Origin of the sequence: Escherichia sp. E3659 (genome assembly GCF_005781135.1) — a bacterium.
Lineage (GTDB): Bacteria > Pseudomonadota > Gammaproteobacteria > Enterobacterales > Enterobacteriaceae > Escherichia.
Genome location: NZ_VATQ01000042.1, coordinates 116,930 through 136,711, shown reverse-complemented (window position 1 = coordinate 136,711; position 19,782 = coordinate 116,930). Strand labels below are relative to the sequence as shown.

At 52.3% G+C, this 19,782-nt stretch carries 24 protein-coding genes; 17 read left to right on the top strand and 7 right to left on the bottom strand.

The genetic code is table 11. The features are described 5' to 3' along the window. The first annotated feature begins 257 nt into the window (after positions 1-257). The 8 genes from FEK47_RS22175 (at position 258) to FEK47_RS22140 (ending at position 6,302) form a co-directional block, all read left to right on the top strand. Positions 258-1,412, top strand: coding sequence for an AgaS family sugar isomerase (locus tag FEK47_RS22175; protein ID WP_135487197.1), 1,155 nt, complete (start codon positions 258-260; stop codon positions 1,410-1,412). 12 nt (positions 1,413-1,424) lie between these two features. Next, positions 1,425-2,285 carry a tagatose-bisphosphate aldolase subunit KbaY gene (kbaY, locus tag FEK47_RS22170; protein WP_135487196.1) on the top strand — a complete coding sequence of 287 codons (861 nt, stop codon included), beginning with the start codon at positions 1,425-1,427 and terminating at the stop codon, positions 2,283-2,285. A 166-nt stretch (positions 2,286-2,451) separates the two neighbouring features. After that, a complete protein-coding gene (agaB, locus tag FEK47_RS22165; RefSeq protein WP_135487195.1) occupies positions 2,452-2,928 on the top strand; it encodes a PTS galactosamine transporter subunit IIB in 477 nt (158 codons plus the stop codon). Positions 2,929-2,966: 38 nt separating this feature from the next. Beyond that, positions 2,967-3,770 (top strand): PTS galactosamine transporter subunit IIC, encoded by an 804-nt coding sequence (gene agaC / locus FEK47_RS22160; protein ID WP_130204632.1) that lies wholly within the window; start codon positions 2,967-2,969, stop codon positions 3,768-3,770. After that, positions 3,760-4,551: a PTS galactosamine transporter subunit IID gene (gene agaD, locus FEK47_RS22155; RefSeq protein WP_138183375.1), complete on the top strand. Its 792-nt coding sequence runs from the start codon at positions 3,760-3,762 to the stop codon at positions 4,549-4,551. Before agaC ends, agaD begins: the two co-directional genes overlap by 11 nt. Before the next feature lie 174 nt (positions 4,552-4,725). Then, entirely contained in the window at positions 4,726-5,493 is a 768-nt protein-coding gene (locus FEK47_RS22150) for a galactosamine-6-phosphate isomerase (protein ID WP_135487200.1), read from the top strand. 36 nt (positions 5,494-5,529) lie between these two features. Continuing rightward, the gene (locus tag FEK47_RS22145; RefSeq protein WP_240727793.1) at positions 5,530-5,976 is read left to right on the top strand and encodes a type II toxin-antitoxin system RelE/ParE family toxin; all 447 of its coding nucleotides are present in this window, start codon (positions 5,530-5,532) and stop codon (positions 5,974-5,976) included. Between the two features lie 23 nt (positions 5,977-5,999). Next, positions 6,000-6,302, top strand: coding sequence for a helix-turn-helix transcriptional regulator (locus tag FEK47_RS22140; RefSeq protein WP_032281646.1), 303 nt, complete (start codon positions 6,000-6,002; stop codon positions 6,300-6,302). 42 nt (positions 6,303-6,344) lie between these two features. On the opposite strand, the gene rsmI is transcribed toward FEK47_RS22140, so the two are convergent. Beyond that, positions 6,345-7,208 (bottom strand): 16S rRNA (cytidine(1402)-2'-O)-methyltransferase, encoded by an 864-nt coding sequence (gene rsmI, locus FEK47_RS22135; protein ID WP_135487194.1) that lies wholly within the window; start codon positions 7,206-7,208, stop codon positions 6,345-6,347. A gap of 64 nt (positions 7,209-7,272) precedes the next feature. On the opposite strand from rsmI, the gene lpoA reads away from it, so the two are divergent. The 4 genes from lpoA to dolP are packed head-to-tail and all read left to right on the top strand — an operon-like array spanning position 7,273 to position 10,857. Then, positions 7,273-9,309, top strand: coding sequence for a penicillin-binding protein activator LpoA (gene lpoA / locus FEK47_RS22130; protein WP_138183374.1), 2,037 nt, complete (start codon positions 7,273-7,275; stop codon positions 9,307-9,309). Then, positions 9,267-9,662, top strand: a complete 396-nt coding sequence (locus tag FEK47_RS22125; RefSeq protein ID WP_130219225.1) for a YraN family protein — start codon at positions 9,267-9,269, stop codon at positions 9,660-9,662. Before lpoA ends, FEK47_RS22125 begins: the two co-directional genes overlap by 43 nt. 19 nt (positions 9,663-9,681) lie before the next feature. Continuing rightward, the gene (gene diaA / locus FEK47_RS22120; protein ID WP_001158034.1) at positions 9,682-10,272 is read left to right on the top strand and encodes a DnaA initiator-associating protein DiaA; all 591 of its coding nucleotides are present in this window, start codon (positions 9,682-9,684) and stop codon (positions 10,270-10,272) included. Between the two features lie 9 nt (positions 10,273-10,281). Beyond that, positions 10,282-10,857: a division/outer membrane stress-associated lipid-binding lipoprotein gene (dolP, locus tag FEK47_RS22115; protein ID WP_000646037.1), complete on the top strand. Its 576-nt coding sequence runs from the start codon at positions 10,282-10,284 to the stop codon at positions 10,855-10,857. A 112-nt stretch (positions 10,858-10,969) separates the two neighbouring features. Here dolP and FEK47_RS22110 read toward each other — a convergent pair whose 3' ends face one another. Further along, positions 10,970-12,010, bottom strand: a complete 1,041-nt coding sequence (locus tag FEK47_RS22110; RefSeq protein ID WP_138183373.1) for a permease — start codon at positions 12,008-12,010, stop codon at positions 10,970-10,972. Between the two features lie 72 nt (positions 12,011-12,082). Beyond that, complete coding sequence (locus FEK47_RS22105; protein ID WP_000084526.1) at positions 12,083-12,718, bottom strand: NAD(P)H-binding protein; 636 nt, start codon at positions 12,716-12,718, stop codon at positions 12,083-12,085. 127 nt (positions 12,719-12,845) lie between these two features. Here FEK47_RS22105 and yhbO point away from each other — a divergent pair, with 127 nt between their 5' ends. Next, the gene (gene yhbO, locus FEK47_RS22100; protein WP_000037608.1) at positions 12,846-13,364 is read left to right on the top strand and encodes a protein/nucleic acid deglycase; all 519 of its coding nucleotides are present in this window, start codon (positions 12,846-12,848) and stop codon (positions 13,362-13,364) included. Here yhbO and FEK47_RS22095 read toward each other — a convergent pair. Further along, a complete protein-coding gene (locus FEK47_RS22095; RefSeq protein ID WP_135403594.1) occupies positions 13,344-13,787 on the bottom strand; it encodes a YhbP family protein in 444 nt (147 codons plus the stop codon). The two genes, yhbO and FEK47_RS22095, sit on opposite strands and share 21 nt — an antisense overlap. 50 nt (positions 13,788-13,837) lie before the next feature. Between FEK47_RS22095 and yhbQ the strand changes: the two genes are divergently transcribed. Then, positions 13,838-14,140 carry a DNA damage response exodeoxyribonuclease YhbQ gene (gene yhbQ / locus FEK47_RS22090; RefSeq protein ID WP_000189314.1) on the top strand — a complete coding sequence of 101 codons (303 nt, stop codon included), beginning with the start codon at positions 13,838-13,840 and terminating at the stop codon, positions 14,138-14,140. On the opposite strand, the gene FEK47_RS22085 is transcribed toward yhbQ, so the two are convergent. After that, positions 14,127-14,630 (bottom strand): N-acetyltransferase, encoded by a 504-nt coding sequence (locus FEK47_RS22085; protein ID WP_000908554.1) that lies wholly within the window; start codon positions 14,628-14,630, stop codon positions 14,127-14,129. The genes yhbQ and FEK47_RS22085 overlap by 14 nt on opposite strands. Further along, complete coding sequence (locus tag FEK47_RS22080) at positions 14,624-15,148, bottom strand: SCP2 domain-containing protein (protein ID WP_135487193.1); 525 nt, start codon at positions 15,146-15,148, stop codon at positions 14,624-14,626. Before FEK47_RS22080 ends, FEK47_RS22085 begins: the two co-directional genes overlap by 7 nt. 208 nt (positions 15,149-15,356) lie before the next feature. Here FEK47_RS22080 and FEK47_RS22075 point away from each other — a divergent pair, with 208 nt between their 5' ends. From FEK47_RS22075 to FEK47_RS22065, 3 genes are all read left to right on the top strand, one after another. Further along, positions 15,357-16,352, top strand: coding sequence for a peptidase U32 family protein (locus tag FEK47_RS22075; RefSeq protein WP_135487192.1), 996 nt, complete (start codon positions 15,357-15,359; stop codon positions 16,350-16,352). 8 nt (positions 16,353-16,360) lie between these two features. Continuing rightward, positions 16,361-17,239: a U32 family peptidase gene (locus tag FEK47_RS22070; RefSeq protein WP_135487191.1), complete on the top strand. Its 879-nt coding sequence runs from the start codon at positions 16,361-16,363 to the stop codon at positions 17,237-17,239. A gap of 80 nt (positions 17,240-17,319) precedes the next feature. Beyond that, a complete protein-coding gene (locus tag FEK47_RS22065) occupies positions 17,320-18,327 on the top strand; it encodes a luciferase-like monooxygenase (protein WP_135487190.1) in 1,008 nt (335 codons plus the stop codon). Between the two features lie 117 nt (positions 18,328-18,444). Here FEK47_RS22065 and mtr read toward each other — a convergent pair whose 3' ends face one another. Further along, entirely contained in the window at positions 18,445-19,689 is a 1,245-nt protein-coding gene (gene mtr / locus FEK47_RS22060; protein WP_130204608.1) for a tryptophan permease, read from the bottom strand. Between the last annotated feature and the right edge of the window lie 93 nt (positions 19,690-19,782).

Genomic DNA, 19,782 nt, shown 5'->3' with positions numbered 1-19,782 from the left:
AGGCCATAACAGTATCTACAGTTGGTGACCGTAAGGCCGGATAAAGCGTTTACGCCGCATCCAGCAATCCCTTTTACTTCCCTTATCTTTTCTTTCAACGATCACAGATTTCGTTTTATTTCCTTTTCCCCCATTGAACTTTCAGTTTCTTTTCTATAGATTTTAATCAACGAAAGAAATCACTAAGTGAAATGAAACGAAAGGCAAGCGAAAGCTACCACGCCGGAAGTCAAGTTCATCAGACTAAGGATTGAGTTATGCCAGAAAATTACACCCCTGCTGCCGCGACCACCGGCACATGGACTGAAGAAGAGATCCGTCATCAGCCTCGCGCATGGATCCGTTCACTCACCAACATCGACGCGCTACGTTCCGCACTCAATAACTTCCTTGAACCGTTACTGCGCAAAGAGGATCTGCGGGTAATCCTGACCGGAGCCGGAACATCGGCATTTATCGGTGACATCATCGCGCCGTGGCTCGCCAGCCATACCGGCAAAAACTTCAGCGCCGTACCGACCACCGATCTGGTTACCAATCCAATGGACTACCTGAATCCAGCTCATCCGCTGCTGCTGATCTCCTTCGGTCGATCCGGCAATAGCCCGGAAAGCGTCGCCGCCGTGGAACTGGCGAATCAGTTTGTACCGGAGTGCTATCACCTGCCGATCACCTGCAACGAAGCGGGCGCTCTTTACCAAAACGCGATCAACAGCGACAACGCGTTCGCCCTGCTGATGCCCGCAGAAACACACGATCGCGGCTTTGCGATGACCAGCAGCATTACCACCATGATGGCCAGCTGCCTCGCGGTTTTCGCACCTGAGACGATCAACAGCCAAACCTTCCGCGATGTGGCGGATCGTTGCCAGGCGATCCTGACCTCACTGGGCGATTTCAGCGAAGGTGTGTTTGGTTACGCACCGTGGAAACGGATCGTTTATCTCGGCAGCGGTGGCTTACAGGGCGCAGCACGCGAGTCGGCGCTGAAAGTGCTGGAACTGACAGCGGGTAAACTGGCGGCCTTTTATGATTCCCCAACCGGATTCCGTCATGGCCCGAAATCGCTGGTCGATAACGAAACGTTGGTGGTGGTGTTTGTCTCCAGCCACCCTTACACCCATCAGTATGATCTTGATCTGCTGGCTGAACTTCGTCGTGACAACCAGGCAATGCGCGTAATCGCCATCGCCGCGGAAAGCACCGACATCGTCGCTGCCGGTCCACATATCATCCTGCCGCCGTCACGTCACTTTATCGACGTTGAACAGGCATTTTGCTTCCTGATGTACGCCCAGACGTTTGCACTCATGCAGTCGTTGCACATGGGCAATACGCCGGATACCCCATCAGCCAGTGGCACCGTAAACCGCGTGGTGCAAGGCGTAATCATTCATCCGTGGCAGGCATAAGAGGATCGCATTATGAGCATTATCTCCACCAAATATCTGTTACAGGACGCCCAGGCCAATGGCTACGCGGTGCCAGCCTTTAACATTCATAACGCCGAGACGATCCAGGCGATCCTCGAAGTGTGCAGTGAAATGCGATCGCCGGTGATCCTCGCCGGGACGCCGGGGACCTTTAAACATATTGCGCTGGAAGAGATTTACGCTCTGTGTAGCGCCTATTCCACAACCTACAACATGCCGCTGGCGCTGCATCTCGACCACCACGAATCACTCGATGATATTCGCCGAAAAGTCCACGCAGGCGTACGCAGTGCGATGATCGACGGCAGTCACTTCCCGTTTGCCGAGAACGTGAAGCTGGTGAAATCGGTTGTCGACTTCTGCCACTCGCAGGATTGCAGCGTGGAAGCAGAACTGGGCCGTCTGGGCGGTGTGGAAGATGATATGAGCGTCGACGCCGAAAGCGCGTTCCTGACCGACCCACAAGAAGCCAGACGCTTTGTCGAACTGACTGGCGTCGACAGCCTGGCGGTAGCGATTGGTACGGCGCACGGCTTATACAGCAAAACGCCGAAGATTGATTTCCAGCGGCTGGCGGAAATTCGTGAAGTGGTGGATGTTCCTCTGGTGCTGCATGGTGCCAGCGATGTTCCTGATGAGTTTGTCCGCCGCACTATTGAGCTTGGTGTAACAAAAGTGAACGTTGCCACGGAATTGAAAATTGCCTTCGCAGGTGCGGTAAAAGCCTGGTTCGCGGAAAATCCGCAGGGTAATGATCCTCGTTATTATATGCGCGTCGGTATGGATGCGATGAAAGAAGTCGTCAGAAATAAAATTAATGTCTGTGGTTCAGCGAATCGAGTTTCCGCGTAATCATTAATTTTATACGATTTTTCAGAATGCACTGCCCGATTAATATCGGGTAGTGCATTAATGGCAAAGGAGATAACCAAACATTAATAAATACATCGGTACAATGTCTCAATAATAATATATTTAAAAAATCATATTATTCAACTTTTATGGTGAGGATTACACAATGAGCAGTCCAAATATTATCTTAACCCGTATTGATAACCGTCTGGTTCATGGCCAGGTTGGCGTGACCTGGACATCCACTATTGGTGCGAATCTGCTGGTGGTCGTAGATGATGTCGTCGCGAACGATGATATTCAACAGAAATTGATGGGGATTACCGCGGAAACCTACGGCTTTGGCATTCGTTTCTTTACTATCGAAAAAACCATTAACGTTATCGGCAAAGCTGCGCCGCATCAGAAAATCTTCCTGATTTGCCGGACGCCGCAGACGGTACGTAAATTGGTCGAAGGTGGCATTGATCTGAAAGATGTCAACGTCGGTAATATGCATTTCTCGGAAGGGAAAAATCAAATCAGCAGTAAAGTGTATGTCGATTCTCAAGATCTCACGGACTTACATTTTATTAAACAACGCGGCGTGAATATTTTTATCCAGGACGTCCCCGGCGATCAAAAAGAACAAATTCCTGACTAAATCTAAAATCGCCTTAATATTGGTTTGAGGTAATAAAAATGCATGAAATAACCCTAATTCAGGGATTATCCCTGGCGGCGTTAGTTTTCGTTCTGGGGATTGATTTTTGGCTGGAAGCCTTATTTTTATTCCGCCCGATAATCGTTTGTACCCTAACTGGCGCTATTCTCGGTGATATTCAGACTGGCTTAATTACCGGTGGTCTGACAGAGCTGGCTTTCGCCGGATTAACCCCTGCAGGTGGTGTTCAGCCGCCCAACCCGATTATGGCGGGTCTGATGACCACCGTCATTGCATGGTCTACGGGCGTTGATGCCAAAACGGCAATTGGTCTTGGCCTGCCATTTAGTTTGTTAATGCAGTACGTCATTCTGTTCTTCTATTCCGCTTTCTCATTATTTATGACCAAAGCCGATAAATGCGCGAAAGAGGCGGATACAGCAGCGTTTTCCCGACTTAACTGGACAACGATGCTCATCGTCGCTTTAGCGTATGCGGTGATTGCTTTCCTCTGTACTTACCTGGCGCAGGGCGCGATGCAGGCGCTGGTGAAGGCGATGCCCGCCTGGCTGACCCACGGCTTTGAAGTGGCTGGCGGCATTCTACCTGCCGTTGGTTTTGGTCTGCTGCTGCGCGTGATGTTCAAAGCGCAATATATCCCTTACCTGATCGCTGGTTTCCTGTTTGTTTGCTACATCCAGGTCAGCAACCTGTTGCCGGTTGCCGTGCTGGGCGCAGGCTTTGCGGTGTATGAGTTTTTCAATGCGAAATCCCGGCAGCAAGCGCAACCGCAGCCCGTTGCCAGTAAAAATGAAGAAGAGGACTACAGCAATGGGATCTGAAATCAGTAAAAAAGATATCACCCGTCTGGGCTTTCGTTCGTCGCTGCTGCAAGCGAGCTTTAACTACGAAAGGATGCAGGCGGGCGGTTTTACCTGGGCGATGTTGCCGCTCCTGAAAAAGATTTATAAGGACGACAAACCGGGCCTAAGCGCGGCGATGAAAGATAATCTCGAATTTATTAATACCCACCCGAATCTGGTCGGATTCCTGATGGGGTTATTAATTTCGATGGAAGAAAAAGGAGAAAACCGCGACACCATTAAAGGTCTGAAAGTGGCGCTGTTTGGCCCAATCGCCGGGATTGGCGATGCGATTTTCTGGTTCACTTTGTTGCCGATTATGGCGGGAATTTGCTCATCATTTGCCAGCCAGGGAAACCTGCTGGGGCCGATTCTGTTCTTCGCCGTGTACCTGATGATCTTTTTCCTCCGCGTCGGCTGGACCCACGTTGGTTATTCGGTCGGCGTAAAGGCTATCGATAAAGTTAGAGAAAACTCGCAGATGATCGCCCGTTCGGCAACCATCCTCGGGATCACGGTAATTGGCGGGCTGATCGCTTCATATGTGCATATTAACGTGGTGACGTCGTTTGCTATCGACAGTACCCACAGCGTCGCCCTGCAACAGGATTTCTTCGATAAAGTCTTCCCGAATATTTTGCCGATGGCTTATACCCTGCTGATGTATTACTTCCTGCGGGTGAAAAAAGCGCATCCGGTGCTGTTAATCGGCGTGACTTTTGTGCTTTCCATCGTTTGTTCCGCCTTCGGCATTTTATAAATAAAACGAGGCACTGCGTCTGGCGCTGCCTCAGATTGTTAACAAAGATCGCTTTGTTCATGCCGGATGCGGCGTTACCGCCTTATCCGGCCTACAAAATCATGCAAATTCAATATATTGCAGAAACGATGTAGGCCTGATAAGCGTAGCGCATCTGGCAATTTTGCATTTGCCATCGGTCTGAGCATCGCACCTGACGGTGCCTCTTTACTTAAGGAATTTCATCCTGTGCAAATCCTTCAGCAAGTTGAAAACTATACGGCGTTAAGTGAACGCGCCAGCGAATATTTATTGGGTGTGATTCGTAGTAAACCGAACGCCGTGATATGCCTGGCGACCGGAGCCACGCCATTACTGACGTATCATTATCTGGTGGAAAAAATCCACCAGCAGCAGGTTGATGTCAGCCAGCTGACCTTCGTTAAGCTCGACGAATGGGTGGATCTGCCATTAACCCTGCCCGGCACCTGCGAAACCTTCCTTCAGCAACATATCGTACAGCCGCTGGGGCTACGTGAAGACCAGTTCATCAGCTTTCGCTCTGAAGATATTAACGAGACGGAGTGTGAGCGGGTGACAAACCTGATTGCGCTTAAAGGTGGTATCGATTTGTGCGTGCTTGGGCTGGGGAAAAACGGTCATCTGGGGCTGAACGAACCGGGAGAAAACCTGCAACCGGCCTGCCATATCAGCCAACTTGATGCCAGAACACAGCAACACGAGATGTTAAAAACCGCGGGTCGCCCCGTTACCCGGGGGATCACCTTAGGCTTGAAGGATATTCTCACTGCCCGCGAAGTTTTGTTACTGGTGACTGGCGAAGGAAAGCAGGATGCGACAGAACGTTTTCTCACGGCTAAAGTCTCCACCGCTATCCCAGCTTCGTTTTTATGGCTGCATAACCATTTCACATGCGTGATTGATGAAATGTGTCGTCGTTAACATCCCCCTTTGCCCGGCAAAATAAGAAAAGTGCTCATGAGTTTTGAGCACTTCGTTCCGGTTCAGTATGAACGTCCTCCGTTATTATGCCATTACAATGTAAACCTAAAGGTTGACAAAAAGATGGTGAAAAATCAGACTAACAAAAAACGTGATAAAAATTTTCCAGTCATGCTGTTAAGTGTGGCCAGAAAGGAATTGTTTGATCTTAGTGCAATCGATCGAGCGGAATTCATTGCTGCTATTGACGATTTCGAAGAGTTAGGTCCCTGCACTTCCCTGGTGAATACCGAAAAAGTTCAAGGGGATATGTATGAAATTAAAACACATACTCAGAGCCATTGGTTAAGGGGTTTTTATTTTCACTTTCATCAAGGGCTATGGGTCATCACACATATCTTTGCTAAAAAAACGAACAAAACGCCTAAAGCCAACATCGAGTTAGGTTTAGCACGTTATAAGGCCTTACTTTCGACAAACTAAGCAAGCCTCCAGGAGAAATAGAAATGAAGAAAAATAACGAGTTACATCACTGGGAAGACGTGAAAACAGAATTACTTAAGGACGAAGCAACCGCTAATGCTCTTGATGTTGTTGTACAACGCAAAGCGGTTCTTTCCCAACTCGTGGAAAAACGCAAAGCCCTCAATCTGAGCCAAACTGCCGTGGCGAAGCAACTTGGTGTTACCCGACAAGCGGTGAGTAAATTTGAAAAAGGAGAAAGTTCACCAACATTAGATGTTGTTTTTAGCTATGCAAATGCTATCGGCATCGATCTGTTCGGCTCACTAAAACGACTGATTGTTTAGCAAGTGGCCCCAGGGTTCTTCAAACGGGGCCACGGAGAGATATCACTCTCCCTGCTGCTCCAGCGCATACTTATACAGCGCATTTTTCTTCACGCCGTGAATTTCTGCCGCCAGCGCCGCCGCTTTCTTCAGCGGAAGCTCAGCCTGTAACAGCGCCAGCGTGCGCAGTGCATCGGCGGGTAAGTCGTCTTCCTGCGCCTTATGGCCTTCGATAATCAGCACCATTTCGCCTTTGCGGCGGTTTTCATCTTCCTTTACCCACGCCAGCAGCTCGCCAACGGGCGCGCCGTGAATGGTTTCCCAGGTTTTGGTGAGCTCACGTGCCAGCACCACGTAGCGCGATTCGCCTAATACCGCGACGATATCTTCCAGGCTATCTAGCAGACGGTGGGTCGATTCATAAAAAATCAGCGTGCGCGGCTCCGCTTCAATGGCTTTTAGCGCATCACGGCGGCCTTTTGATTTGGCAGGTAAAAAGCCTTCGTAACAGAAACGGTCAGATGGTAAACCCGCGGCGCTTAACGCAGTGATAGCAGCACACGGTCCGGGTAGCGGCACCACACGAATCCCCGCTTCACGGCAGGTTCGCACCAGATGGTAGCCAGGATCGTTAATTAGCGGCGTCCCGGCATCGGAAACCAGCGCAATGTTTTGCCCTTCCTGTAGCTTCGCCAGCAGCGTTTCGGCTTTTTGTTGTTCATTATGGTCATGAAGCGCGAACAACCGGGCGTTTATGCCAAAATGTTGCAGCAGTAAACCGGTATGACGGGTATCCTCGGCAGCAATCAGATCAACGGCCTGCAATACCTCAAGCGCACGCTGGGTAATGTCCGCCAGATTACCGATTGGCGTAGGTACAATATAGAGCTGGCCTTGAGAATTATCCGCCGATTGGTGTTGTTTCATTGTGTCGTCCGTATTGCCGATTTAATATTGAGCATTGCGTAAAAAAAATATCACTGGATACATTATGGTACCCTCAACATTTTCTCGTTTGAAAGCCGCGCGTTGTCTGCCTGTTGTTCTGGCAGCCCTGATTTTCGCCGGTTGTGGCACCCATACCCCCGATCAGTCCACTGCCTACATGCAGGGGACGGCGCAGGCCGATTCTGCCTTTTATCTTCAGCAGATGCAGCAAAGCTCTGATGATACCAGGATCAACTGGCAATTACTCGCCATTCGTGCACTGGTGAAAGAAGGCAAAACCGGGCAAGCGGTGGAATTGTTTAATCAGCTACCGCAAGAACTAAACGATACCCAGCGTCGCGAGAAAACGCTGCTGGCGGTAGAAATCAAGCTGGCGCAAAAAGATTTTACTGGCGCACAGACCTTGTTGGCAAAAATCACGCCGACCGATTTAGAACAAAACCAGCAAGCGCGCTACTGGCAGGCGAAAATCGATGCCAGCCAGGGACGTCCTTCCATTGAATTACTGCGTGCGTTAGTCGCCCAGGAACCTCTGCTCGGCGCGAAGGAAAAGCAACAGAATATTGACGCTACCTGGCAGGCGCTATCGTCCATGACCCAACAGCAGGCGAATACGCTGGTGATTAACGCCAACGAAAATATCCTGCAAGGCTGGCTGGATCTGCAACGCGTCTGGTTTGATAACCGTAACGATCCCAACATGATGAAAGCCGGGATCGCCGACTGGCAAAAACGTTATCCGAACAACCCGGGCGCGAAAATGCTGCCAACGCAGTTGGTAAACGTAAAAGCTTTCAAACCAGCGTCAACCAATAAAATCGCCCTGCTGCTGCCGTTGAATGGTCAGGCTGCGGTATTTGGTCGCACAATTCAGCAAGGCTTTGAAGCGGCGAAAAACATTGGCACTCAGCCAGTGGCGGCTCAGGTAGCTGCCGCACCTGCCGCTGACGTAGCAGAACAACCCCAGCCACAAACCGTGGATGGCGTTGCCAGCCCGGCACAAGCCCCGGTTAGCGATCTAACGGGTGAAGAAACCGCAGCGCAGCCGGTGCCTGTAAGCGCCCCTGCGGCAAGTACTGCGGCGGTAAGCACGCCAGCGAATCCAGCCGCAGAACTGAAAATCTACGATACCTCTTCACAACCGCTTAGCCAGATCTTAAGCCAGGTTCAGCAGGACGGCGCGAGCATTGTGGTCGGTCCGCTGCTGAAAAATAACGTTGAGGAGTTGCTGAAGAGCAACACGCCACTGAACGTACTGGCGCTGAATCAGCCGGAAAATATCGAAAACCGCGCTAATATCTGTTATTTCGCGCTATCGCCGGAAGATGAAGCACGCGATGCGGCACGTCATATTCGTGATCAGGGGAAACAGGCGCCGCTGGTGCTGATCCCGCGCAGTTCGCTTGGCGACCGCGTAGCAAACGCCTTCGCGCAAGAGTGGCAGAAATTGGGTGGCGGCACCGTTCTGCAACAAAAATTTGGTTCCATCAGCGAATTACGCGCGGGCGTGAACGGCGGCTCCGGCATCGCCTTAACGGGTAGCCCGATTACCCCCAGAGCGACAACCGATTCCGGCATGACCACAAACAATCCGACGCTGCAAACCACACCAACCGATGACCAGTTCACTAATAACGGTGGTCGTGTCGACGCGGTCTATATTGTGGCAACGCCGGGCGAAATCGCTTTCGTCAAACCGATGATCGCCATGCGTAACGGCAGTCATAGCGGCGCAACGCTGTACGCCAGTTCCCGTAGCGCACAAGGCTCCGCTGGCCCTGATTTCCGACTTGAGATGGAAGGATTACAGTACAGCGAGATCCCGATGCTGGCAGGCGGTAATCTACCGTTAATGCAGCAGGCACTAAGCGCAGTGAATAACGATTATTCGCTGGCTCGCATGTATGCAATGGGTGTTGATGCATGGTCGCTGGCAAATCATTTCTCACAAATGCGCCAGGTTCAGGGTTTTGAAATCAACGGTAATACCGGAGGTCTGACGGCTAACCCGGATTGCGTGATTAACAGGAAGTTATCATGGCTACAGTACCAACAAGGTCAGGTAGTCCCCGCCAGTTAACCACTAAACAGACCGGCGATGCGTGGGAAGCGCAAGCGCGTCGCTGGCTGGAAGGCAAAGGACTGCGGTTTATCGCCGCTAACGTGAACGAGCGTGGCGGCGAGATCGATCTGATAATGCGTGAAGGCCAGACCACCGTTTTTGTCGAAGTGCGCTACCGCCGCTCTGCCCTTTACGGCGGCGCGGTAGCCAGTGTGACCCGCAGCAAACAACACAAATTATTACAGACTGCCCGCTTGTGGCTCGCGCGTCATAATGGGAGTTTTGATACTGTGGATTGCCGGTTCGATGTGGTAGCCTTCACCGGGAATGAGGTTGAGTGGATTAAGGATGCCTTTAATGACCACTCATAATTAAGGTTTAAGGATTAGCGTGCAAGAAAGAATTAAAGCTTGCTTCACTGAAAGCATTCAAACTCAAATTGCGGCGGCAGAGGCGCTTCCGGATGCCATCTCCCGTGCAGCCATGACGCTGGTTCAGTCTCTGCTCAATGGCAACAAAATCCTCTGTTGTGGTAATGGAACCTCCGCTGCCAACGCACAGCATTTTGCTGCCAGCATGATCAACCGTTTCGAAACGGAGCGGCCCAGCCTACCGGCCATTGCACTAAATACTGATAATGTTGTCTTAACGGCGATTGCCAACGATCGCTTACATGATGAAGTGTATGCAAAACAGGTGCGGGCGCTGGGTCATGCGGGAGATGTATTGTTAGCCATTTCCACCCGTGGCAACAGCCGCGATATTGTAAAAGCGGTAGAAGCTGCCGTTACGCGTGATATGACCATTGTGGCATTAACCGGCTATGACGGCGGTGAACTTGCAGGTTTGTTAGGGCCACAGGATGTGGAGATCCGCATTCCTTCGCATCGTAGTGCTCGCATTCAGGAAATGCATATGCTGACGGTAAATTGCCTGTGCGATCTGATCGATAACACGCTTTTCCCTCACCAGGATGATTAAGGAGAATACATGAAGGCATTATCGCCAATCGCAGTCCTTATTTCCGCGCTGCTGTTGCAAGGTTGTGTTGCCGCTGCCGTAGTGGGTACCGCTGCTGTGGGTACCAAAGCCGCAACTGACCCACGCAGTGTCGGCACCCAGGTGGACGATGGTACCCTGGAAGTGCGCGTGAACAGCGCATTGTCGAAAGACGAACAGATTAAGAAAGAAGCGCGCATTAATGTAACGGCCTATCAGGGCAAAGTGCTGCTGGTTGGGCAGTCACCAAACTCTGAACTTTCGGCTCGCGCCAAACAGATTGCTATGGGCGTAGATGGCGCGAATGAAGTGTATAACGAGATTCGTCAGGGCCAGCCGATTGGTCTGGGCGAAGCGTCTAACGATACGTGGATCACCACCAAAGTGCGTTCGCAGCTCTTAACCAGCGATCTGGTGAAATCGTCCAACGTGAAAGTGACTACCGAAAACGGAGAAGTGTTCCTGATGGGGCTGGTGACTGAACGTGAAGCGAAAGCAGCGGCAGATATTGCCAGCCGGGTGAGCGGCGTGAAGCGTGTAACCACGGCGTTTACGTTTATTAAATAGCAGCCCTTGTAATGCCTGATGCGACGCTTGCCGCGTCTTATCAGGCCTACAACGATACAAACCGTAGGTCGGATAAGGCGTTTACGCCGCATCCGACATGTTTTCCCTCAAATCAGAACAACAGCGCCAGCCCGCCGACAATCACACCAGACACTGCCACCATCGCCCCCGTCAGCCATAAGGCTTTCGCCGGGAACGCTTTGCGCAGCATTATCAACGACGGCAAACTTACCGCTGGAAGCGTCATCAACAATGCCAGCGCCGGAGCAGTTCCCATACCTGCCAGCATCATCGTTTGTACAATCGGAATTTCTGCTGCCGTGGGAATGACAAACAAGCATCCTGCTACCGCCATCGCCACCACCCACATCAGGCTGTTATCGACAGCGCCATCGGCATGGGGGAATAACCAGACGCGAGCGGCACCCAACACCAGTACCGCAAGGATATAAACCGGGATCGTACTCCAGAAAAGCGTCCATAGCGCCCTGCCCCAGCGGCTAAAAAACCCGCCCTGTGCTTCCGGTATGTCAATTTCAACCGGTGCTTGCGTTTGCGGTGTTTCACGCACCCATTTTTGCACCAGCGTCGCAATCAGCAACACCATCACCAGCCCCGCCCCCAGACGAATCGCGGCAAAGCCCCAGCCAAGGACAAAGCCCATAAACACCAGCGTCGCCGGGTTTAACAACGGATTCCCCATCCAGAATGCCAGTGCACCGCCCATCGACACCTGTTGGCGACGCATCCCTGCCGCGACCGGAGCCGCACAGCAGGTACACATCATGCCCGGCAGCGAAAACAGCGTTCCCAGCAGCGTGCCGCGAAAGCGCGATTGCCCAAGCGTACGCAACAACCAGTCACGCGGGATCAGCACCTGAATCAACGAACCGAGGATCACCCCCAGCACCGCCGCTTTCCATACCGCGAGGAAATAGATCATCGCGTAATCCCACGCCGCTTGCCACGGATTAGCATCCGCCTGCGCAAGGATAGATTTACCGATACTGTGGGTTTCGGCAGCAGTAAACGCTTTGCCGTAGTAAGGTTGCCATTTCACATACCAGAGACCGGCAATGACAACCAGAAAGAAAAGCGCGGGTTTCCACCACTGAATGGGCGTTGCCGCCTGAGATGAAGACTGACCAGTCATAGCATTCCCCAGGAATAAGTTATGATAATTGAGCGCGTGAATATTACGCTCACTATCAATTCTTGGGAATAATTATTCAGCTCTTTTGCGTAATTCTGAAGAGCTTAAAATAGTCACACCTTCATGCTCGGGCCGCATCGCCTCTGCCAGCATGACCCGCGCCACGTCTCTCGCATCAATGGATTTCCAGTTACCGGGTAACAAACGGAACAGTGGCGCAAAAAGCGTTTCGTTCATTCGCTGTTTGCTACGATCGCCCAGCAACATCGACGGGCGAGCAATGGTCAATTTCGGCCAGTTCTGGGCAATTAATGCTTCTTCCATCTCCCCTTTGACGCGGTTATAGAAAAAGGGCGAGTGGGCATTGGCACCCATAGCACTGACCACCAGCATATGCTGCGCGCCCAGTCGCCGCCCGGTTAATGCGGTATCCACTACCAGCGTGTAATCGGCATGAATAAACGCCTCTTTGCTCCCCGCTTCTCGCCGCGTGGTGCCGAGACAACAAAACACAATGTCGATGGGATCGGTGACCTGCGCCAGCGCGTCGGTCAGTTGCGGGTCATGGGGATTAAACACCCCTGGCATATCGCCCAACGGGCGTCGCGTCGGCGCGGCTATGGCGTTAACTTTCGGTTCGTTAATCAACATCCGCAGCAGGTGACCGCCCACCAGCCCCGTTGCGCCTGTAATCAGTACCTGACTCATCTTCGCTCCTTTACAGAATTGTCCGCCTTGCGCTCCCTGGTACATGCACCAGGCTTAATAGTCTACGAGGTAATTATCCCCGATCGTGAGAAATTCGCCTCATCCAATGCAACAACGCGGAGGAAACATGAGTAAGAAGATTGCCGTTTTAATCACTGATGAATTTGAGGATTCAGAATTCACTTCACCCGCAGACGAGTTCCGTAAAGCCGGACACGAAGTGATTACCATTGAAAAACAAGCGGGTAAAACGGTGAAAGGCAAAAAAGGAGAAGCCAGCGTGACCATCGATAAATCCATCGATGAAGTGACGCCAGCGGAGTTTGATGCCCTGCTGCTACCGGGCGGTCATTCACCGGATTATCTGCGTGGCGACAACCGTTTTGTCACCTTTACCCGAGATTTTGTGAATAGCGGCAAACCTGTTTTCGCCATCTGTCACGGCCCGCAGCTGCTGATCAGCGCCGATGTGATTCGGGGGCGCAAACTGACCGCGGTTAAACCGATCATTATTGATGTTAAAAACGCGGGCGCGGAATTTTACGATCAGGAAGTGGTGGTCGATAAAGATCAGCTGGTTACCAGCCGGACGCCGGACGATCTGCCAGCGTTTAACCGCGAGGCGTTACGCCTGCTCGGTGCCTGAGCCGCGTAGCCAGACCAGTTTTTTACCAAAGCCCAGCGTGTTGTCGGTGAATTTGATTTCATCGAGCCGGATTTCCCACACCGGGGCCGACAGCATTCTGGCAACCGGAAAGCGACGATTGTACGCTTTGCGCGCAAGGTCGCTTTCCTCACCTTCCAGCCTGCGGATCTCGCCTTTAAACTGCACACCGCGAATTAACGCTACCGTTTTCGGCTGACCGTTTACCGTTCCGGCCACCGCCGCCTGCGGCCCGCTCATCTGCGCATGACGCGTTTTTTCTTCCGTCAAAATGTAGAAGGCGACTTTCTGCGCATCAAAAAGATAAAAGGCATTGGCGCACCACAGTTCCCCTTCCTGCTGCACACACCAGGTGACAACATGTTGTTTTGCCAGCCAACGGCTGATGGCGGTGAGTGTTTCCATTGCTGTTCTCTTTTATACTGTGGGCCAGACCTTAACATGTGACGCAGACGATGACCCCCTGGTTTCTTTACTTGATCCGTACCGCCGACAATAAGCTTTATACCGGGATCACCACGGATGTCGAACGCCGCTATCAGCAACATCAAAGCGGCAAAGGCGCAAAAGCACTGCGTGGGAAAGGTGAACTGACGCTGGCATTTTCCGCGCCAGTGGGCGACCGTTCGCTGGCGTTACGGGCAGAATATCGCGTTAAGCAACTGACCAAACGGCAAAAAGAGCGTCTGGTAGCGGAAGGCGCAGGGTTTGCAGAACTGTTGAGCAGTCTGCAAACCCCGGAGATTAAAAGCGATTGAAATGCTCGTGATACTCAACCAGGCCGGTTACGCCATTCAGCGCGTCATCCGCTAAACGATGTACCTGGAAAGCGCTTTCAGTGCCCGGCCAGCGGCAACGCAGATCGTGATGTGCCGCCAGTTCAAAGCCGAAACGACTGTACAGTGCCGGATCGCCCAACGTCACCACTGCGGCATAGCCGAACTCATTAAGCGAATCGAGTCCTTCATAGACCAGTTGGCGTGCCAGCCCCTGTCCACGGTATTTTTCATCTACCGCCAGCGGTGCCATGCCGACCCATTGCAGGTCTTCGCCCTGCACATCAACCGGACTAAATGCCACATAGCCAATGACCTGACCTTCGTCATCTGTCGCCACCAGCCCCAGCGTCAGAAAGCCATCTTCACGCAGATCGTGAACCAGCTTCGCTTCCGCATCACTTTCGAATGAACGACGCAGCAGGGCATCAATACCCGGCGCATCAATGGGAATTTCTACTCGAATTAGCATGGTTCACCTACCGATGTCTGTTTGGTTTCAGGCGCGATTTTCATTCCCGCCTCAACAAAATCCGCCAGTTGCAGCAGCATCATACGTAAGGCTTTCGGCATCTGCTCCAGTTCAATGGCGTCCATCAGGTTTTTCACATACAGCCCCAGCTCCGTATCGCCTTCAATCATCAGCCGACGCTGGAAGAAGAGCGTGTCTGGATCTTGTTTACGCGCCGCAATCATCAGCAGATCGCTGGCGTCGGCACTAAAACTCACATCAGCTTGCGCGTTCTGGCTGACCACCAATTTGCCATTCACCACCGAGGTAAACCATTGCAGGTCAATATCACGCACATGAATACTTAACCAGCGGCCTTCAAGAAACTCCAGCTCGCCGTCGTCCAGCGCCTGACGGAATTGCCAGCTTAAGACCTGCTCAAGAACCTGGCGTTTAAGCGCAAATGGCGTCAGTTTTACCGGTACACTCAACAGAGATGGCCCCAAATGCACAATGCGGGAACGCAGTTTATCCAACACGAGTTTTACTCCCTGCTTCAACAATCATCCTATTTTGCCATATTGGAAAAATAACATAGCGGTATAAATCAACAATTCCATATGAAATTGCAGCTACCACCAATACAACTTTAACTGCCTTAAATCAAAAATTGTCGCAGCAGGGTTAACTAAAATCCCAGTTCGTTAACATTTTTGCGCTTTGACTGCGCAACCTTCAGGAAAAATTATGGAGCTGCTCTGCCCTGCCGGAAATCTCCCGGCGCTTAAGGCGGCCATCGAAAACGGCGCAGATGCTGTTTATATCGGGCTAAAAGATGATACTAATGCCCGCCACTTCGCCGGCCTTAACTTTACCGAGAAAAAATTGCAGGAAGCGGTGAGTTTTGTTCATCAACATCACCGCAAACTTCACATCGCAATTAACACTTTTGCGCATCCGAACGGTTACGCCCGTTGGCAGCGCGCCGTGGATATGGCGGCGCAGCTGGGTGCCGACGCGCTGATCCTCGCCGACCTCGCCATGCTGGAGTACGCCGCCGAGCGATACCCGCATATTGAGCGTCACGTATCGGTGCAGGCTTCGGCGACCAATGAAGAGGCGATTAACTTTTATCATCGCCATTTTGACGTTGCTCGCGTGGTGCTGCCGCGCGTGTTGTCGATTCATCAGGTAAAACAACTGGCGCGTGTTACCCCTGTACCGCTGGAAGTGTTCGCTTTCGGCAGCCTGTGCATTATGTCGGAAGGGCGTTGCTATCTGTCGTCGTATCTGACGGGGGAATCGCCCAACACCGTGGGCGCGTGTTCTCCGGCCCGTTTCGTGCGCTGGCAACAAACGCCGCAGGGGCTGGAATCCCGCCTGAACGAAGTGCTGATCGACCGTTATCAGGACGGCGAAAACGCAGGTTATCCTACGCTGTGTAAAGGGCGTTATCTGGTGGACGGCGAGCGTTATCACGCGCTTGAAGAACCAACCAGTCTCAATACCCTGGAACTGCTGCCGGAGTTAATGGCGGCGAATATTGCTTCGGTGAAAATTGAAGGCCGCCAGCGTAGCCCGGCGTATGTCAGCCAGGTGGCGAAAGTCTGGCGTCAGGCTATCGACCGTTGTAAGGCCGATCCGCAAAACTTCATACCGCAAAGCGCGTGGATGGAAATGCTCGGGTCGATGTCCGAAGGCACGCAAACCACTCTTGGCGCGTATCACCGTAAATGGCAGTGAGAAAAGCAATGAAATATTCCTTAGGGCCAGTGCTGTGGTACTGGCCAAAAGAGACGCTGGAAGAATTTTATCAGCAGGCCGCCGCCAGCAGCGCCGACGTGATTTATCTTGGTGAAGCGGTATGCAGCAAGCGCCGGGCAACTAAAGTTGGTGACTGGCTGGAGATGGCAAAATCGCTCGCCGGAAGTGGCAAGCAGATTGTGCTCTCCACGCTGGCACTGGTGCAGGCATCCTCCGAACTGGGCGAACTGAAACGCTATGTTGAGAACGGTGAGTTTCTGATTGAAGCCAGCGATCTCGGCGTGGTGAATATGTGCGCTGAGCGCAAACTGCCGTTCGTCGCCGGACATGCGCTGAACTGCTACAACGCGGTGACGCTGAAAATATTGCTTAAACAGGGCATGATGCGCTGGTGTATGCCGGTGGAGCTTTCCCGCGACTGGCTGGTGAATCTGCTTAATCAGTGCGATGAACTGGGCATTCGCAACCAGTTTGAAGTGGAAGTCTTGAGCTACGGTCATCTACCGCTGGCCTACTCCGCCCGCTGCTTTACCGCGCGTTCGGAAGACCGCCCGAAAGATGAGTGTGAAACCTGCTGCATTAAGTATCCGAACGGGCGCAACGTGCTGTCGCAGGAGAATCAGCAAGTGTTTGTACTCAATGGCATTCAGACCATGAGCGGCTACGTTTACAACCTCGGTAACGAGCTGGCATCCATGCAGGGGCTGGTCGATGTGGTCCGCCTGTCACCGCAGGGTACTGACACTTTCGCGACGCTCGACGCCTTCCGCGCCAATGAAAATGGCGCTGCGCCACTGCCGTTGACGGCAAACAGCGATTGTAACGGCTACTGGAGACGGTTGGCGGGGCTGGAGCTGCAAGCCTAAGCAAATAGCTCACTTTGTTAACAACTTTAACTACTCTTTAATGCAGTATTAAAGATTAATCGGTAACAAAGTGAGCTGTTATGACTGATAAAACCATTCCGTTTTCGCTACTCGATCTGGCCCCCATTCCCGAAGGTTCTTCAGCGCGAGAAGCGTTTTCCCACTCTCTCGCTCTCGCTCATCTGGCTGAAAAGCGCGGCTATCATCGCTACTGGCTGGCAGAACACCACAATATGACCGGTATTGCCAGTGCTGCAACATCAGTATTGATTGGCTATCTGGCAGCGAATACCACCACGCTGCATCTGGGGTCTGGCGGCGTGATGTTGCCTAACCACTCACCGTTGGTCATTGCCGAACAGTTCGGCACACTCAATACACTCTATCCGGGGCGAATCGATTTGGGGCTGGGTCGTGCTCCGGGTAGTGACCAGCGAACCATGATGGCTCTACGTCGTCATATGAGCGGCGATATTGATAATTTCCCCCGCGATGTCGCCGAACTGGTGGACTGGTTTGACGCCCGTGATCCCAATCCGCATGTGCGCCCTGTACCGGGCTATGGCGAGAAAATCCCCGTGTGGTTGTTAGGCTCCAGCCTTTACAGTGCACAACTGGCGGCGCAGCTTGGTCTGCCGTTTGCGTTTGCCTCACACTTCGCGCCGGATATGCTGTTCCAGGCGCTGCATCTTTATCGCAGCAACTTCAAACCGTCGGCACGACTGGAAAAACCATACGCGATGGTGTGCATCAATATTATCGCTGCCGACAGCAACCGCGACGCTGAATTTCTGTTTACCTCAATGCAGCAAGCCTTTGTGAAGCTGCGCCGTGGCGAAACCGGGCAACTGCCGCCGCCGATTCAAAATATGGATCAGTTCTGGTCGCCGTCCGAGCAGTATGGCGTGCAGCAGGCACTGAGTATGTCGCTGGTGGGCGATAAAGCGAAAGTGCGTCATGGTTTGCAGTCGATCCTGCGCGAAACCGACGCCGATGAAATTATGGTTAACGGACAGATTTTTGACCACCAGGCGCGCCTGCATTCGTTTGAGCTGGCGATGGATGTTAAGGAAGAGTTGTTGGGATAGTGTGTTTTAACGCGGAAAGCCTTATCCGAGCTGGCAACGCTGTCCTACGTAGGCCTGATAAGCGAAGCACATCAGGCATTGTGTAGGCAGCAGACATGTCGGATAAGGCACCGCTGATTACTGATACACCGGCAGTAAATTAAAGCTCGATAAAATATGGATCAGTGCGTTACCAACGCCAAACACCAGAATCAGCACAATCATCGGTTTGCCGCCCCAGACGCGGAATTTCGGACTACCAAAGCGTTTACGCGATGCGCGGGCCAGCAACGCAGGAACTATTGCCGCCCAGATGGTAGCTGCTAAACCGGCATAACCAATGGCGTACAGGAATCCGTTCGGGAACAGCAGGCCACCCACAACAGGCGGGGCAAAGGTCAGCAACGCTGTTTTCAAACGGCCCATAGCCGAGTCGTCGAAACCAAACAGATCTGCCAGATAGTCAAACAAACCCAGCGTTACGCCAAGGAACGAACTCGCTACCGCAAAGTTTGAGAACACGACCAGCAGAAGGTCCAGACTACGGCTGTTCAGCACGCCGCTTAACGCCTGTACCAGCACATCAATATTGCCGCCCTTCTCAGCGATGCCGATAAACTCCGGACGCGGGATGTTACCCATCGTCGCCAGCAACCAGATGGTATACAGCGCCAGCGCCATCAGCGTACCGTACACCAGGCATTTCACGATGGTTTTCGGATCTTTGCCGTAATACTTCATCAGGCTTGGCACGTTACCGTGATAACCAAACGACGCCAGGCAGAACGGCAGAGTCATCAACAGATATGGTGCATAAGACGCATTGCTTTCGGCGACGTTGAACAATGTCGCAGGCTGCACATGCCCCAGCAGGCTACCGAAAGTGAGGAAGAAGGTAATAACTTTCGCCCCCAGCACAATCGCCGTCATCCGGCTGACCGCTTTGGTGCTCAACCACACCACAAACGCCACCAACAGTGCAAAACCAAATCCCGCCGCCCGTGCCGGGACATTCAGCGACATCTCCGCGAAGGTGTGATGCAGAATCGAACCACTGGCAGAAATATAGGCATAGGTCAGGATATAGAGCACAAAGGCAATGGAAATGCCGTTGACCACGTTCCAGCCTTTGCCCAGCAAGTCTTTGGTGATGGTGTCAAAACTCGAACCGATTCGGTAATTCAGGTTAGCTTCCAGAATCATCAAGCCAGAATGCAGCATACAGAACCAGGTGAAGATCAGCGCCGCCATTGACCAGAAGAACCACGCACCGGACATGACCACTGGCAGAGAAAACATCCCTGCGCCAATAATGGTGCCGCCGATAATCACCACGCCGCCAAGCAGCGACGGTGACGTTTGGGTGGTGGTTAGTGTTGCCATGAGGGCTTCTCTCCAGTGAAAAATAGTGCGACTGCGTTGTTATGTATTGCACTGTACCAGTACATGAGTACAAAAGACAGAAAAAAAGCCCCG

Coding starts and splice junctions, on each gene's coding strand:
- mtr (WP_130204608.1), bottom strand. CDS start 19,689: ATGGCAACACTAACCACCACCCAAACGTCACCGTCGCTGCTTGGCGGC.
- FEK47_RS22075 (WP_135487192.1), top strand. CDS start 15,357: ATGGAGCTGCTCTGCCCTGCCGGAAATCTCCCGGCGCTTAAGGCGGCC.
- dolP (WP_000646037.1), top strand. CDS start 10,282: ATGAAGGCATTATCGCCAATCGCAGTCCTTATTTCCGCGCTGCTGTTG.
- yhbQ (WP_000189314.1), top strand. CDS start 13,838: ATGACCCCCTGGTTTCTTTACTTGATCCGTACCGCCGACAATAAGCTT.
- FEK47_RS22105 (WP_000084526.1), bottom strand. CDS start 12,718: ATGAGTCAGGTACTGATTACAGGCGCAACGGGGCTGGTGGGCGGTCAC.
- FEK47_RS22125 (WP_130219225.1), top strand. CDS start 9,267: ATGGCTACAGTACCAACAAGGTCAGGTAGTCCCCGCCAGTTAACCACT.
- yhbO (WP_000037608.1), top strand. CDS start 12,846: ATGAGTAAGAAGATTGCCGTTTTAATCACTGATGAATTTGAGGATTCA.
- agaD (WP_138183375.1), top strand. CDS start 3,760: ATGGGATCTGAAATCAGTAAAAAAGATATCACCCGTCTGGGCTTTCGT.
- FEK47_RS22110 (WP_138183373.1), bottom strand. CDS start 12,010: ATGACTGGTCAGTCTTCATCTCAGGCGGCAACGCCCATTCAGTGGTGG.
- FEK47_RS22140 (WP_032281646.1), top strand. CDS start 6,000: ATGAAGAAAAATAACGAGTTACATCACTGGGAAGACGTGAAAACAGAA.
- FEK47_RS22095 (WP_135403594.1), bottom strand. CDS start 13,787: ATGGAAACACTCACCGCCATCAGCCGTTGGCTGGCAAAACAACATGTT.
- lpoA (WP_138183374.1), top strand. CDS start 7,273: ATGGTACCCTCAACATTTTCTCGTTTGAAAGCCGCGCGTTGTCTGCCT.
- FEK47_RS22065 (WP_135487190.1), top strand. CDS start 17,320: ATGACTGATAAAACCATTCCGTTTTCGCTACTCGATCTGGCCCCCATT.
- kbaY (WP_135487196.1), top strand. CDS start 1,425: ATGAGCATTATCTCCACCAAATATCTGTTACAGGACGCCCAGGCCAAT.
- FEK47_RS22085 (WP_000908554.1), bottom strand. CDS start 14,630: ATGCTAATTCGAGTAGAAATTCCCATTGATGCGCCGGGTATTGATGCC.
- FEK47_RS22175 (WP_135487197.1), top strand. CDS start 258: ATGCCAGAAAATTACACCCCTGCTGCCGCGACCACCGGCACATGGACT.
- rsmI (WP_135487194.1), bottom strand. CDS start 7,208: ATGAAACAACACCAATCGGCGGATAATTCTCAAGGCCAGCTCTATATT.
- FEK47_RS22145 (WP_240727793.1), top strand. CDS start 5,530: ATGAGTTTTGAGCACTTCGTTCCGGTTCAGTATGAACGTCCTCCGTTA.
- agaB (WP_135487195.1), top strand. CDS start 2,452: ATGAGCAGTCCAAATATTATCTTAACCCGTATTGATAACCGTCTGGTT.
- agaC (WP_130204632.1), top strand. CDS start 2,967: ATGCATGAAATAACCCTAATTCAGGGATTATCCCTGGCGGCGTTAGTT.
- FEK47_RS22070 (WP_135487191.1), top strand. CDS start 16,361: ATGAAATATTCCTTAGGGCCAGTGCTGTGGTACTGGCCAAAAGAGACG.